Raw genomic sequence first — 15656 nt, 5'->3', positions numbered from 1 at the left:
CGAGGCGTTTACATTACCGGCTCTGTTTTCTCAACAAATAGATAAAGTACGGCGCACCAATAAACGTCGACAGTAATCCCGCCGGGATCTGATACGGAAACAGCACCATTCTGCCGCACCAGTCGGCAAACACCAGCAGCACGCCCCCCGCCAGCGCGGATATCACCATATGCGGCATCGTACGTCGAAAACCTAACATCCGCGCGATATGCGGCGCCATCAGCCCCACAAAGCTCAACGGCCCAATGGTCATGGTCGCCGTCGCGGTCAGACCCGCAGCCAACATCAGTAAGCCAACACGCGACGGCGTTAATGCCATACCGACAGCCCGTGCAGTGTCCCCCCCTAACGGTAGAATCGTCAACCAGCGGCGGCACAACGGCGTTATCGCCAGCAGAATGATCATCACAATGCCGGTACGCAAAACCTGTTCGCTGGAAGCGTTATAGGTCGAGCCGGACATCCAGGTCAGAATGCCCGCCATGCGCGGATCGCCGCTTGCCTGCAGCATCATCAGCAACATAGTGAATGCCGTACTGAGCGCCATCCCCGCCAACAGCATCCTGTGCGGAGAGAAACCTCCACGCCCGGCGGCAATCATAATGATTAACAGCGTCACCGCCGCACCGAGACTCCCCGCCGGCAGCAACCAGCCAAACGCGTTTCCGGGCACCAGAAACAGCATCAGTACGACGCCGAAAGCCGCACCAGAGCTAATCCCCAACACTTCCGGGCTGGCCATCGGATTACCGGTCAAACGCTGAATAATACAGCCCGCCACAGCCAGCATTACACCAGCTACCAGTGCAGCCAGGATGCGCGGCCAGCGCCAGGGCATCAGTTCATCCAGCATTGCGCCACTGGCCCAGTTCCAGCCGTGAGCATCACGACCCAATGACAACGCAACCACAACCGTCAGCAACAATATTGCGCCCCCAGCCAGCGCGAACATCAGCACGTGCTGGCGCTCAGCGGCGACACGGTTGCTGGCATTCATATCCGGTGCACTTATGCTCTTCAGACGCGGCAGCAACCACAGCAGTAGCGGCGCGCCAATCAACGCCGTCACCGATCCCGTAGAGACTTCCATCCAGACGCGAGTGAGCCACAAAATAATTTGATCGGAGAGCCAGAGGATCAGCGCGCCAATAAGCGGAGCCAGCAGCAGACGCGCCAGCAAACGCCGCGCGCCGAGCATTTTCGCCAGCAGCGGTGCAAACAGGCCGATAAAACCGATAATCCCCACCGCGTTAACCAGCAAGGCACTCAGCACAATCGCCAGCGTTAATGCCGCCAGTCGCGCCAATGAGAGCGCCAGACCGAGATTACGCGCCACACCGTCATCCAGTCCCATGAGCGTCATTGGACGTAGCAGCAGCAGCGTCAACATCACGCCCCCCACCAGTTGCGGCCACAGTCTTTGCACCCCGCTCCAGTCGGTTTGGGTCAGCGTTCCGCTGCTCCACAAAAACATGCTTTGTAGCTGATCGTGATGGAAAATCACCATCAATTGATTAATCGCGCCACAGTACAGGCTGACCACCAGGCCCGCGAGGATCAACGTCACAGGAGAAAGTCGTTTGCCCCAGGCGACGCCAAACACCAACGCCCCAACGATACAAGCCCCTGCCAGCGCCGCAAATTGTGTCGTCATTGCGCCAGGAATAGCCCATAGCGTAGTCACCGTGATGCCCAGTTGCGCCCCGGTTGCAACACCCAGCGTAGTCGGTTCCGCCAGCGGGTTACGCAGTACCTGCTGAAACAGCACACCAACCAGTCCCAGCCCGGCTCCCACCAGTAACGCGATGACCAGCCTCGGCAGCAGGCTGAAATGGAACACCATCTGCTCAATGACATCGATATCCGGTGACCAGATTGCCTGTCGCCACTGGCTACGCGGCAGAGTAGCGGAGAAGTTAACCCAGGTGAGCCAACAGGCCGCGATAAACAGAATCGTGAGCAGAAGTGCCGGGAACAACGCAATACGTTTACTCACGCTTTGCCTCCCAGCGCATTATCAAGGATGCGCGCGAAGTGCATAGCCGATAGCGTGGCACCATAGAACCAGACGGCAGGGACGCGCTGAAAACGCCCGCTACGGACAAACGGCATCGCCTGCCACAACGGTGTGGACATCAGTGCTTGCATATCCTTGCTGTTACCGTGATCGAAACACAGCACATCAACATCTTTGTAGGCGGCAAGCCGATCGATCCCTACCGCGGTGCTGCCCCAAAAGTTGGTTTCACCCTGCCAGGCGTTGCGGATCCCGTACTCATCCAGCACTTCCTGGAACAAGCAATTAGGACCAAATACCAGCATATGGCGAGGATCGAGCAGGGTCATCAGCAGTAATGGCCGGGAGCCTCGCTGAATAAAGCGCGGTTTCAGGCTGGTAATCAGGTGTTCGTACTGCGACAGATGACGTTCGGCAGTGGTCTGCAGATTCAACAACTGCGCCAGTTCTTGCAATGACTGACGTGCAACCGCCAGCGGCTTTTTGCCATCGCTGAAGTTAAAGCCACGACCCGGCGCAATACGAGCAAGCTTCTCAGGTGCCGGACCGTAACCAGCCGACCAGACCATAAATGAGGGTTTCATTTCGGTCAGCAGTTCGAGGTTCGGTTCAGTACGTAATCCGACATCGATGACGGAGTCCGGTAGCACAGGTTCGTTGACCCACAGTTTGTAGTTTGGAATATCCGCGACACCGTAAGGTGCAACACCCAGCGCCAGCAGCAGCTCAACCGGAAGCCATTCCAGCGCAACAATACGCTGTAGATCAACCGCCGCTGCGCGGGCGGTATTCATTTGCCACAGTAGCGGCGATAGCGCCATTGCCGTTAGCAGCCGTCGACGGGAAAGATGAGGTAATCCAATCATTAATAGACAAAACTCACGGGTGCAGCACCGGCCGGATGCGGCAAAATGCCCATCGGGATACCGTAAATCAGTTCCAGGGTTTCACTACGCATCAGTTCCGCGGGTGTTCCCTCTGCAATCATTTCGCCTCCGCGCAGCGCGACCAGGTAGTCACAGTAGCGGGCAGCCATGTTGATATCATGCAGTACGGCAACCACCGTCAATCCACGTTGTTGGCTCAAGCGATGCACCAGCGCCAGAACATCAACCTGATGTGCGATATCCAGCGCCGAGGTCGGTTCGTCAAGCAGCAGACAACGGCTGTCTTGTGCCACCAGCATGGCGATCCACGCACGCTGACGCTCGCCGCCCGACAAGCTATCCACCAGGCGATGCGCCAGCGGTTTGAGCCCAACAAGCGTAATTGCCTCTTCCACTTTCTCTCTGTCAGTCACGCCAAAACGTCCCAGCGCCCCATGCCAGGGATAACGACCAATCGCCACCAGTTCACGCACCGTCATCCCTTCCGCCTGCGGCAATTGCTGCGGTAAATAAGCGACCTTACGGGCAAATGCTTTGCTGCTCCAGTTCTCAAGCGGCTGCTCGTCGAGCAGAATATCGCCTTCTGAAGGAGGCTGATGACGTCCCAGCATCTTCAATAAGGTCGATTTACCAGAGCCGTTATGACCGATAAGGCCAGTCACTTTTCCCACGGGAAACGTTAACGAGAGGGGATGCAAAAGCGTGCGGCCAGGCACACGAAAGGAGACGTTACTCAACGCAAAAGTGGTGTCGGGATGGGATCTGTTTTCCTGCATAGCGGCCAACTTGTAAAACGGGCACGCAAAGCGTGCCCAAAGAGAAATTAGAAACGGAAGGTTGCTGTTGCAACGACCTGACGTTCTGCGCCCCAGAAACAGCCATAAGTGTTGAAACAGCTGGCAACGTACTCACGATCAAGCAAATTGTTCACATGCAACGCTACGTTGGACCCCGCCATACCGACGCGCGCCAGATCGTATCGTACTAACGCATCCACTACCGTGTAGCTTCCCACTTTGAAGGAGTTTGCCGGATCGCCGTAGCTTGAGCCGGTTAAACGCGCGCCAGTTCCCAGCGTCAGGCCAGATAATGCGCCGTCATAGATGGTGTAGTCACCCCACAGTGATGCCATATGTTTTGGCACCTGAGCAGGCGTGTTGCCTTTGTAGTTGGTGTCAGTGGTGTATTCCGCATCGGTATAGGTATAAGAACCGACCACGTTAACGCTTGCTGACAGCGCCGCTTTCGCTTCAATTTCAACACCGCGTGAACGAATTTCACCACCTTCAACCGAGAAAATCGAACCTGACGGATCAGCCATCAGATTGTTGGTTTTAGTCAACTGGTAAACGGCACCGGTCAACACGATCGGACGATCGCTCGGCACATACTTCACACCCGCTTCGTACTGCTTACCTTTGGATGGAGCAAAGATATTACCGCTTGCGCCCGTTTGTGAAGCCGGTTCAAAGGATTCACTGTAACTGAAGTAAGGCGTTACGCCATTATCGAACAGATAGTTCACACCGCCACGCCAGGTGAACTGCTTATCATCACGGGAATCCGTAACGCCAGAAACACGGTTCAGAGAGTCCTGTTTAGCCCAGTCGTAACGACCGCCCAAAGTCACCAGCACCTTATCCCACTGCATCTGATCCTGCGCATACAGGCCAGTCTGTTTCTGTTTATTCAGGACACGGTAGGCAGCGCCAGGACCAGGATGCGAACCAAAATCGAAGTCGCTGCGATCAAGATTATAGATATCGGACGGAGGTACTGACCCGGCCCAACCAAACCAGGAGTCGATATCGTTACGCATACGCATAAAATCAACGCCGGTCAGCAGGGTATGATCCAGAGAACCGGTGGTGAATTTACTCTGCAACTGGGTATCAACAGCGAAGTTCTGCAATTTCTCATTATCGTCAACATACTGACGAGTCAGCGTATGATCCCAATCTGACTGAGGGACACTGGCGCAAGGACTGTTTGCCGGATCCTTTGTATAAAGTGGATCGGAGCACATACCATAGCCATACACGCTTTTCTGCGACACTTTGTTTTGCGCATAACGTAGATTCTGACGCACGGTGAAGGTGTCGTTAAATTCGTGGTCGAAGCTGTAACCCACCATCTTCTCATTACGAGAGTAGGTATTGTTGTTCGCACCTTCGTTGAAATCGGTTGGCAGACGCGAACCGTTTGGCAACTTAGACACAGTCCCCTCTTTCGGCAACCAGCCGTAATAACCCGTTTCCGGCTCGTTCTGGAAGTAGGAAAGGAAGGTGAAGTTCGTCTTATCATCCGGACGCCATGAGAAAGATGGCGCGATAGCATAACGTTGTTCTTCTGCGCCCTGCTGCTGGGCATTTGCGGAACGTGCCAGGCCGGTCAGACGGTATGAGTACACACCATCGTCATCCAGCGCATCGCTGAAGTCAAAACCGGTCTGGAACAGGCTGTCAGTGCCCATTTTGAACTGAATTTCTTTCAGCGGTTCCGTTGTCGGGCGCTTGCTGACCATGTTCAACAACCCACCCGGGTTGCTCTTTCCGTACAGAACGGAAACTGGACCGCGCATCACTTCAGCACGCTCCAGCATATAAGGGTCAATTACAGCATCGTTGTAGAAGTTACCCTGCATCTTCAGGCCATTCAGATAGTTATTCTGACTTTGGCCGTCTGCGGCAAATCCACGAATAATCAGGTAGTCATAGGTATTGGACGCGCCACGCGTGCCCACGGCAACGCCAGGGGTGTAGCTGAGCGCCTCTTTAACCGATTTTGGCTGATGCAATGCCATCTCTTCGGCAGTGACCACTGAAATAGACTGCGGAACTTTCTGAATAGGGGTATCGGTTTTGGTCGCCGTAGCAGACTGGCGTGCGGCGATGGTTGCAGCTGGCCCCCATGCGCTTTCTTGTGCGGCAGGAGCTGCGGTTACGGTGATGGTTTCTTCTTTCGGTTGAACCGCCGCCTGTGCATACACAGACATGCCGCTAACCGCTGTGGCTACCACAACTGCGATTTTACGCAGCGATGAACTCGGCTGAGCAGTTTTAAGACGCGCCATTGGTATTTCTCTGATGAAAGTGAATGATAACGTAAACGAGAATTATTATTATAACGACAGCATAATATTCGAAACGCTGGCGAGATAGCAAGCGATACGCGCCCCTACTAAAACTGAGGGGTTAAGAAATAACCAGATGAAAAGAAAGGGTTAATAAATTAGGCTGGAATGTTGTTTTGCCCGGAACCGGATGTGAGAAAAGAAAAACCCGCCGGAGCGGGTTTTGGGAGAGGTTAGTTACTGCCGAACATATCTTTGATCCAACCAGCAACACCGTCGCCGTCTTTCTTCTCTGGCTGCGGCGCTTGTTGCTGTTGCTGCTGTTGTTGAGGCTGTTGCTGCGGCGTTGACTGATCAAACGGATTGCCCGACTGCTGCTGCGCCTCGCCTTGCTGGCAGAGCGAATCCGGATCGCTTGTCCACACCGGCAGCGTACGCATACCGCCACTGCACACGAAGTTACCGTCGTAATCGACGCCCATATCCACGATATCTTCCGGCGGCGTCAGCGTAAGCGGTGTGGGTGTCTGGTTTGCCAGATAACGCTGGTAAATCGACATCGCCCCGCTTGCACCGTACAACTTGGTTGGCTGGTTGTTATCGCGGCCTACCCAGGTAATCGTCACCTGGCTGCCGTCGATACCGGCAAACCAGGTATCCACGTTGTTGTTGGTGGTCCCGGTTTTACCTGCCAGATGGAGGCCTGGGTACTTCGCGCCCAGTTGACGACCCGTACCGCGTTGAACCACCTGTTGCATCGTCCACAGCGTCATATATGCCGCCTGAGCCGGAACTGCGCGCTCTGCCTGCGGGAAGCTTTGATACAACACGGTCCCATCTTCAGCAATGACCGAACGCAGTGCTGATAATGGCGCACGGTTACCCCCGCTGGCGATGGTCTGGAACGCCTGCGCCACTTCAATTGGCGTCAGGTTCAACGCCCCCAGCAGCATCGCCGGAACCGGATTGAGCTGATCTTTCGGGGCGCCCAGTTTCGTCCAGGTCTCGGTAACAGCTGGCAGGCCCAGCGCCATCCCCAGATTGACGGTCGGGACGTTCATTGAACGCGTTAACGCATCCACCAGCATCACTTTACCGCTTTCGCTATAGCGACGGTCATCGTTTTGCGGTGACCACACCTGGCCGTTCGGCTGGCGCAGAGCAATCGGCGCATCGGCGATCCAGGTATTCAGGCGATACAGCTTCGGCTGGCTCAGCGCCGTCAGATAGGTTGCCGGTTTTGCCAGAGAACCGATGGAACGACGGGCCTGCATCGCGCGGTTATAGCCCGCAAACTGCGGCTCTGCGCCTCCGACCATGGCACGAACCTCGCCGCTAAAGCGGTCAACGACCACAATCGCCGTTTCCAGATCGCTCAGCTTACGCTGTTTTTTCAGCACCGGAATGCCTTCCACCGCCGCTTTTTCTGCCGCATCCTGCGCCACGGAATCAAAGGTGGTGAAAATTTTCACACCGGAGAGATCTTTGACTTTATCGCCCAGCTTCGCCTGTAGCTCCTGGCGTACCATCTGCATAAACGCGGGTTGTGGTGAAATCACCCCACCACGCGGCTGCACGCCTAACGGACGCGCACTCAGCATGTCATACAGATCCTGATCGATAATCTGCTGCTGCTGCAGCAGGCGCAGCACCAGGTTACGACGCTCCAGCGCCAGCTTCGGATTACGCCATGGGTTGTAGATTGACGCGCCTTTCACCATCCCCACCAACAGCGCCTGCTGGTCAAGACTCAACTCCTCTACCGGGCGACCAAAATAGTACAGGCTCGCCAACGGGAAGCCACGGATCTCGTTGTCGCCGCTCTGACCGAGGTACACCTCATTCATATACAGTTCAAGAATGCGGTCTTTGCTGTAGCGCGCATCCATGATCAGCGCCATATAGGCTTCGTTCGCTTTACGCCAGTATGAGCGCTCGCTGGACAGGAACAGGTTTTTCACCAGTTGCTGTGTCAGCGTACTGGCCCCCTGCACCGTACGACCGGCTGTCAGGTTCGCCAGCACTGCACGTCCAATGGAATAGAGGCTGATACCGTCGTGCTCATAGAAATGGCGGTCTTCGGTCGCCAGCAGCGTATCCACCAGCAGATCCGGGAAACCGCTGCGCGGAACGAACAGACGCTGCTCGCCGTTCGGGGAAGACAGCATGGTGATCAAACGCGGATCGAGACGGAAGAAACCGAACTGGCGGTTGTTATCCATATTCTCAATGGTATCCAGATGATCGCCATCAAAGGTCAGACGCGCACGCACCTGCCCTTCTTTACTGTCCGGGAAGTCAAACGGACGGCGGATCATCTCAATACTGTTCGCCTGCACGGTAAACTCGCCGGGACGCGTCATCTTCGAGACCTGACGATACTGTGTCGCCTCCAGCAGTTTCACCATCTCGTTCTTGCCGATGGGCATTTCTGGTTCAAGGTTCACCATTCGGCCATAAACAGCCGCAGGCAGTTGCCAGACTTTACCATCAATACGGCTGCGAATTTTTTGGTCCAGGTACACGCCATATATCGCGATCAGCACCAAAAAAACGATCGACAGTTTTACCAGCAGCCAGAACCAGCCACGCTTACCACGAGGCTTACGCCCTTTGCCCTTACCCTTACGCGGCATCGGTTCTTCATCCTCATAGTCATCATCATCATAATCGTCGTCATACTCGTCATCTCTGAGTTGACGACGGCTCACCTTTTGTTTCACCGGACGTGTCGGTTTCCCTTTACGTCCAATTGGCTCGCGGTCATTCCCCGCCATGCTTTTTCTCCGCAACATTCAGGCGCAAAGGCCTGATTCTCTGTTCTTCCGTCAGGCGACAGAAGAAGAAATCTCTCAATTTATGAATACTTTTTGGTCCGCCGCGTTGGCGCGCTATTCGCCGGATCGTCCGGCCAGACGTGCTTGGGATAACGCCCTTTCATCTCTTTTTGTACCTCACGGTACGATCCTTTCCAGAACGCGCTCAGATCGCTTGTGACCTGCAGCGGTCGCTGGGCCGGAGAAAGCAGTTCCAGCACCAACGACACACGCCCCTCGGCGATGGTTGGCGTATCCGCTTCGCCAAACATTTCCTGCATCCTGACCGCCAGTGTCGGGGGGTTATCCTCGTGATAGCGAATGGCTATCCGGCTTCCCGTCGGCACAGTGTAATGCGCAGGCAGCGAACTCTCCAGACGTTGCAGCATTGACCAGTCCAGTAAACCACGCAATGCCTGAGCCACATTTAATGCTTTGAGCGCGCGTAAAGAGTGCACACCGCTCATATGCGGCAATAGCCAGCTCTCCAGCGTCGACAGCAGCGAAGCATCATCGACAGCAGGCCAACCGTACTCCGGCAACCAGTTTGCCGCACAGTGCAGACGCAACCGAAACTGTTCAGCCTCCGGCGTCCAGTTGAGCACACTTAGGCCTTTATCGCGAATTCCGTTCAACATGGCCTGATGCAACTCTTCTTCCGAAGGTTTAGCCAGTGGCTGCACTTTAACTGTCAGTTGACCAATGCGCATTCGGCGCAGCGCTTTCAGCGTCCCCTGGTTTTCATCCCATTCAATAGTATCTGACTGTCGCAGCAGCTCAGGACACGTCTGTATGACGCTGTCGATATCCAGCGGCAGAGACAACAAAATGCGAGCATCCGGCGAGGCACTACCCTGTAGCAACAGCGGCGCGATAAGCCACTCATGGCGCGCTGAAGCATCATCAGCATCCAGCATCGCCCCCATCCCGTTCGCCAGTTGATAGCGCCCTTCCTGACCACGGCGCCGGGCAATACGATCGGCAAACGCCTGCGCCAGTAAAGGTGCTAACAGTTCGCTATCAGGCTGGCCTCCCCGCACATTCAGGCGCTTTAATAGCTGCTGGCTACGCAGTTGCCAGGCGGGCTGGTGGCGTGAAAACGCTGTTGTCAGATCGGTGCTCCCACCGCGCGGTGGTTCTTCCAGAATTGCCGCCAGCTTTGCTGCCGTTGCCGCTTCGTCGTCATTGTTAGCACTGACGAGCATTGCTGCTAAGCGGGGATCGTTGCCCAGGGCCGCCATTTTCTGTCCGGTGGCACTGAGTCTGTCGCCCTCCAGCGCGCCCAGCATCTGTAACAAACGCGTTGCCGCCTGCATATTTACGACTGGCGGCCTATCCAGCCAGCTCAACTGTGCGGGGTCAGTGCATCCCCATTGCAACAGTTCCATCAGCAAACCGGATAAATCACTCTGTAAAATCTCAGGCTCACTCTGCGCCGTCGCTCTTTCAGCCTGCTCTTTCGCCAGCAGGTGCAGACAAATACCGGGTTCCAGGCGGCCTGCTCGCCCTGCACGTTGGGTCATTGAAGCCTGACTAATGCGTTGGGTAATCAGTCGCGTCAATCCCGTGCGGGCATCAAAACGCGCCACACGCTCCTGAGCACAGTCCACCACCAGACGGATACCTTCAATGGTTAAGCTGGTTTCAGCAATATTGGTTGCCAGTACGACTTTACGTCTCCCCGGCGGCGCGGGCAAAATGGCCTGTCGCTGCTCGGTCAGCGATAATGCGCCGTACAGCGGGCACAGCAGGATATCGCTGCCCACACGCCCTGCCAATTGCTCCTGCACGCGCAGGATCTCCCCCACGCCGGGTAAAAATAGCAGCAACGAACCACTCTCGTTACGCAGCAACTCCGCAGTGGCAATGGCAACCGCCTCGTCAAAACGCAAATGCGTCGCCAGCGGCTGGTAGCGCCGTTCAACAGGAAACGCACGGCCTTCGGAAACAAGGGTAGGCGCTTCAGGCAACAGCTGCTGCAAACGCCCGTTGTCCAGAGTTGCTGACATAATCAGCAGTTTTAAATCGTCCCGCAGGCCTTGCTGCACGTCCAACAGGAGCGCCAGTGCCAGATCCGCCTGCAGGCTGCGCTCGTGAAATTCATCAAGGATCACCAGACCAACGCCCTGCAATTCTGGATCGCGTTGGATCATGCGCGTGAGCACACCTTCTGTGACCACTTCAAGCCGGGTTTGCGGCCCAACGCAATTTTGCGCGCGCATGCGATAACCCACGGTTTCGCCGGGCTTTTCGTTTAGCGACTCCGCCAGTCGTTGTGCCACATTGCGAGCCGCCAGGCGACGGGGTTCCAGCAGGATAATGCGCCCCGTAATCCCCTGATGCGTCAGAAGCTGTAGCGGCAGCCAGGTCGATTTCCCGGCCCCCGTCGGCGCGGTCAGCAGGACCTGCGGTGAGGCATCAAGGGCAGTAAGCAGTTCAGGCACTATGGCGGCAACGGGCAATGACGTCACAAATGACTCCAGAGGGTTAACATTCTTCGCGCTGCATTGTAGCATCGCGTTAATTCATAACCGAGTATCCATCATGTCTGAGCCAAAACGGCTGTTCTTTGCCATTGAATTGCCTGCTGAGGTTCGGGAGCAGCTCATCCACTGGCGAGCCGCACAATTTCCACCGGAAGCGGGCCGCCCGGTCGCCGCGGACAATCTGCACCTGACGCTGGCTTTTTTAGGGGATGTTAGTACAGAGAAACAGCAAGCGCTATCACAGCTGGCCGGACGCATTCGCCAGCCGGCATTTACGCTCAGGCTGGACGATGCAGGGCAATGGCTGCGTTCGCGGGTCGTATGGCTGGGAATCCGCCAGCCGCCACGCGGGCTATTGCAACTGGCCAATATGCTGCGAGCACAGGCCGCACGCAGCGGGTGCTACCAAAGCCCACAGCCCTTTCACCCGCATATCACGCTCTTGCGCGATGCCAGCCATGCAGTCGCCATTCCGCCCCCCGGTTTTTGCTGGTCATTTCCGGTTACGGAGTTTGCGCTTTATGCCTCGTCATTTGAGCGAGGACGCACGCGCTATTCAACCTTGCAACGCTGGGTGCTGAGCAAATAATCAAGGGTATTATTCATGCAATTTTCTCCCCCTTTACAACGCGCTACGCTAATTCAGCGCTATAAACGTTTTTTAGCGGATGTGATCACACCTGATGGTACAACCTTGACGCTACACTGCCCAAATACCGGAGCAATGACCGGATGCGCAACCCCTGGTGATACCGTCTGGTATTCAACATCAGAAAATACTAAGCGGAAATATCCACATACCTGGGAATTAACGCAAACCGGATCCGATGCATTTATTTGTGTTAACACGCTATGGGCCAATCGCTTAACGAAAGAGGCTATTCAGAATGAGTTCATTGCGGAGCTTTCTGGCTACAGCGTGTTGAAAAGTGAAGTAAAATACGGCGCAGAAGGCAGCCGTATTGATTTTTTGTTACAGGCAGATTCCCGGACTGACTGCTATATTGAAGTAAAATCAGTCACGTTGGCGGAAAAAGAGTATGGTTATTTTCCCGATGCCATCACTGAACGAGGTCAGAAACATCTTCGGGAATTGATGAGCGTAGCGGCTGAAGGTAAACGTGCCGTCATATTTTTCGCGGTACTGCATTCAGCCATTACACGGTTTTCACCCGCGCGCCATATCGATGCAAAATATGCGCAGTTATTAGTCGAAGCACAGCTAAAGGGGGTAGAAATTCTGGTTTATAAAGCGGAACTTTCTGCCCATGGTATGACTCTTAAAGAGCCGTTGCCCATTGCCTTGTAATGGTGTAAACAACGGGTTAATTAGTATTCTGGCCGCGTGCGCAAATACGCTTTTCCTCACAGGGTTGTCAAGTGTTACGTTTAGATAATTGCTATCCGGAAAAGCATCTGCTATTTATAGCGACCTGATTTTTCCCCCGAACATGGGGATCGATAGTGCGTGTTAAGGAGAAGCAACATGCAAGAAGGGCAAAACCGTAAAACATCGTCCCTGAGTATTCTCGCCATCGCTGGGGTGGAGCCGTACCAGGAGAAACCGGGCGAAGAGTATATGAACGAAGCCCAGCTGTCGCACTTCAGGCGTATTCTTGAAGCATGGCGTAATCAACTCAGGGATGAAGTCGATCGCACTGTGACTCATATGCAGGACGAAGCGGCTAACTTCCCTGATCCGGTTGACCGTGCCGCACAGGAAGAAGAATTCAGCCTTGAGCTGCGTAACCGTGACCGTGAGCGCAAACTGATCAAAAAGATCGAGAAGACGCTGAAGAAAGTAGAAGATGAAGATTTCGGCTACTGCGAATCATGCGGCGTAGAAATTGGTATTCGTCGTCTGGAAGCCCGTCCGACAGCCGATCTGTGTATCGACTGCAAAACGCTGGCTGAGATTCGCGAAAAACAGATGGCGGGTTAATCCCGTCATTTGTACCACGTTTACTACAGGCGGGAGATTCTCCCGCCTTCTTCTTTTATGTTATCCACAGACATGACAGACAAACCCTACATTGGCCGTTTTGCCCCTTCACCTTCCGGTGAACTGCATTTTGGTTCCCTGGTAGCCGCCCTCGGCAGTTATCTACAGGCCCGTGCACAGCGAGGAATCTGGCGGGTACGCATTGAAGATATCGATCCTCCTCGTGAAGTTCCCGGTGCTGCAGAGACGATTCTGCGTCAGCTGGAACATTACGGGCTGCACTGGGATGGCGAAATCATGTGGCAATCGCAACGCCATGATGCCTACCGTGAGGCACTGGCCTGGTTACAACAACAAGATTTAAGCTACTACTGTACCTGTACACGCGCCCGTATTCAGCGTGTTGGCGGGATTTACGACGGTCACTGCCGCGCGTTACGCCACGGGCCGGAAAATGCAGCGGTACGCATCAAGCAACAGCATCCCGTTTTACACTTTAACGACCTGCTGCGCGGCAATATTCACGCCGACCCAGAGCTTGCTCGGGAAGACTTTATTATCCACCGACGCGACGGATTGTTTGCTTATAACCTTGCGGTGGTGGTTGATGACCACTTCCAGGGGGTAACTGAGATTGTACGCGGTGCCGATCTCATCGAACCTACTGTACGCCAAATTTCGTTGTATCAGCAGTTCGGCTGGCAAGTACCGGATTATATTCATCTGCCGTTGGCGCTCAACGAGCAAGGCGCTAAACTTTCTAAGCAGAATCATGCGCCTGCCCTGCCGCAAGGCGATCCACGCCCGATTCTCATCAAGGCGTTGCGCTTCCTCGGTCAGAACACTGCAATACCGTGGCAAGCGCTGAGTGTGGAAGAATTACTGCAAACTGCGGTGCAAAATTGGACGCTTACGACTGTACCGGGTTCAGTGAATGTAAATCCGGCATTCTCAAATGACTCATGCTGAGCTATGATTAGCCGCGATTTTTACACAGCAACACTTGTTCTGACTGAAGTTTGACACTACCGAGGTGCACTATTTTTACCCGAGTCGCTAATTTTTGCCGCAAGGTGCTAAGCCGCGAGGAGCGCGAGGCCGAGCTTGCCGTCGCCCGTCCGCATATGACGGTAATCCCGCGTGAGCAGCACTCTATCTCCCGCAAAGATATCAGTGAAAATGCCCTGAAGGTAATGTACAGGCTTAATAAGGCTGGATACGAGGCATGGCTGGTTGGCGGTGGCGTGCGCGACCTTTTGCTGGGCAAAAAACCGAAAGACTTTGATGTCACCACTAACGCTACGCCGGATCAGGTGCGGAAGTTGTTTCGCAACTGCCGTCTGGTTGGACGCCGTTTCCGTCTGGCTCACGTCATGTTTGGCCCGGAAATTATCGAAGTCGCTACTTTTCGTGGTCATCATGAAGGCAGCGAAGCCGATCGTGCAACGTCACAGCGTGGGCAAAACGGAATGCTGTTGCGCGACAACATCTTCGGTTCCATCGAAGAAGATGCCCAGCGCCGCGATTTCACCATCAACAGCCTCTACTATAGCGTGGCTGATTTCACCGTTCGTGATTACGTGGGTGGAATGCAGGATCTGGAAGACGGTATAATCCGCCTGATTGGCAATCCTGAAACGCGCTATCGTGAAGATCCCGTGCGTATGCTGCGCGCGGTACGCTTTGCAGCCAAGCTTGATATGCGTATCAGCCCGGAAACCGCAGAGCCGATCCCACGTCTGGCAACACTGCTGAACGATATTCCTCCTGCACGCCTGTTTGAAGAAGCGCTCAAGCTGTTACAGGCGGGCTACGGTTATGAAACCTATAAAAAATTGCGTGAGTACAGCCTGTTCCAGCCGCTGTTCCCAACCATCACCCGCTATTTCACCGAGGACGGTGACAGCGCGATGGAACGCATCATTGCCCAGGTACTAAAGAATACCGACACCCGCATCCACAATGATATGCGCGTGAACCCGGCATTCTTGTTTGCAGCGATGTTCTGGTATCCGTTGCTGGAAACCGCGCAGAAAATTGCCCAGGAAAGCGGTCTGGCCTACTACGACGCCTTCGCGCTGGCAATGAATGACGTGTTGGATGAAGCCTGTCGTTCACTGGCTATCCCGAAACGCCTGACATCGCTCACCCGTGATATCTGGCAGCTTCAGCTACGCATGTCCCGCCGCCAGGGCAAACGTGCCTGGAAGCTGATGGAGCATCCAAAATTCCGCGCGGCCTACGATTTGCTGGCGCTGCGTGCAGAAGTGGAAAACAATGCCGAACTGCAGCGTCTGGCGCAGTGGTGGGGCGAATTCCAGGTGTCGGCTCCGCCTGAACAAAAAGGCATGCTGAACGAACTGGATGAAGAGCCGGAACGTCGTCGGCACCGTCGTCCGCGTAAACGCGCGCCACGCCGTGAGGGAAGTGCGTGA

11 protein-coding genes are annotated in these 15656 nt (G+C 55.0%); 5 read left to right on the top strand and 6 right to left on the bottom strand.

Translation table 11 applies throughout. From position 1 onward, the window contains the following. Nucleotides 1–13: 13 nt before the first annotated feature. The 6 genes from fhuB to hrpB form a co-directional block, all read right to left on the bottom strand. Nucleotides 14–1996, bottom strand: coding sequence for a Fe(3+)-hydroxamate ABC transporter permease FhuB (gene fhuB, locus OGX95_RS20580; protein WP_286630794.1), 1983 nt, complete (start codon nt 1994–1996; stop codon nt 14–16). Next, nucleotides 1993–2883 carry a Fe(3+)-hydroxamate ABC transporter substrate-binding protein FhuD gene (fhuD, locus tag OGX95_RS20575; protein WP_286630793.1) on the bottom strand — a complete coding sequence of 297 codons (891 nt, stop codon included), beginning with the start codon at nt 2881–2883 and terminating at the stop codon, nt 1993–1995. The genes fhuB and fhuD overlap by 4 nt, the downstream gene beginning before the upstream one ends. After that, on the bottom strand, nt 2883–3680 hold the full coding sequence (fhuC, locus tag OGX95_RS20570) for a Fe3+-hydroxamate ABC transporter ATP-binding protein FhuC (protein ID WP_286630792.1): 798 nt from the start codon (nt 3678–3680) through the stop codon (nt 2883–2885). Before fhuC ends, fhuD begins: the two co-directional genes overlap by 1 nt. 47 nt (nt 3681–3727) lie before the next feature. Next, a complete protein-coding gene (gene fhuA / locus OGX95_RS20565; RefSeq protein WP_286630791.1) occupies nt 3728–5977 on the bottom strand; it encodes a ferrichrome porin FhuA in 2250 nt (749 codons plus the stop codon). Between the two features lie 233 nt (nt 5978–6210). Then, the gene (gene mrcB / locus OGX95_RS20560) at nt 6211–8754 is read right to left on the bottom strand and encodes a bifunctional glycosyl transferase/transpeptidase (protein WP_286630790.1); all 2544 of its coding nucleotides are present in this window, start codon (nt 8752–8754) and stop codon (nt 6211–6213) included. 80 nt (nt 8755–8834) lie between these two features. After that, entirely contained in the window at nt 8835–11264 is a 2430-nt protein-coding gene (gene hrpB / locus OGX95_RS20555) for an ATP-dependent helicase HrpB (protein WP_286630789.1), read from the bottom strand. A 73-nt stretch (nt 11265–11337) separates the two neighbouring features. Here hrpB and thpR point away from each other — a divergent pair, with 73 nt between their 5' ends. From thpR to pcnB, 5 genes are all read left to right on the top strand, one after another. Further along, nucleotides 11338–11868: an RNA 2',3'-cyclic phosphodiesterase gene (thpR, locus tag OGX95_RS20550; RefSeq protein ID WP_286630788.1), complete on the top strand. Its 531-nt coding sequence runs from the start codon at nt 11338–11340 to the stop codon at nt 11866–11868. A gap of 15 nt (nt 11869–11883) precedes the next feature. After that, nucleotides 11884–12588 (top strand): DNA/RNA nuclease SfsA, encoded by a 705-nt coding sequence (gene sfsA / locus OGX95_RS20545; protein WP_286630787.1) that lies wholly within the window; start codon nt 11884–11886, stop codon nt 12586–12588. Nucleotides 12589–12765: 177 nt separating this feature from the next. Next, nucleotides 12766–13221, top strand: a complete 456-nt coding sequence (gene dksA, locus OGX95_RS20540; RefSeq protein WP_003829221.1) for an RNA polymerase-binding protein DksA — start codon at nt 12766–12768, stop codon at nt 13219–13221. Between the two features lie 72 nt (nt 13222–13293). Beyond that, nucleotides 13294–14190, top strand: coding sequence for a tRNA glutamyl-Q(34) synthetase GluQRS (gene gluQRS, locus OGX95_RS20535; RefSeq protein WP_286630786.1), 897 nt, complete (start codon nt 13294–13296; stop codon nt 14188–14190). 71 nt (nt 14191–14261) lie between these two features. Then, the gene (gene pcnB / locus OGX95_RS20530) at nt 14262–15656 is read left to right on the top strand and encodes a polynucleotide adenylyltransferase PcnB (protein WP_212734722.1); all 1395 of its coding nucleotides are present in this window, start codon (nt 14262–14264) and stop codon (nt 15654–15656) included.

This window comes from Citrobacter sp. Cu233 (assembly GCF_030332225.1).
In the GTDB taxonomy this organism is placed as follows: Bacteria; Pseudomonadota; Gammaproteobacteria; order Enterobacterales; family Enterobacteriaceae; genus Citrobacter.
This window is presented reverse-complemented; position numbering and strand designations above follow the sequence as displayed.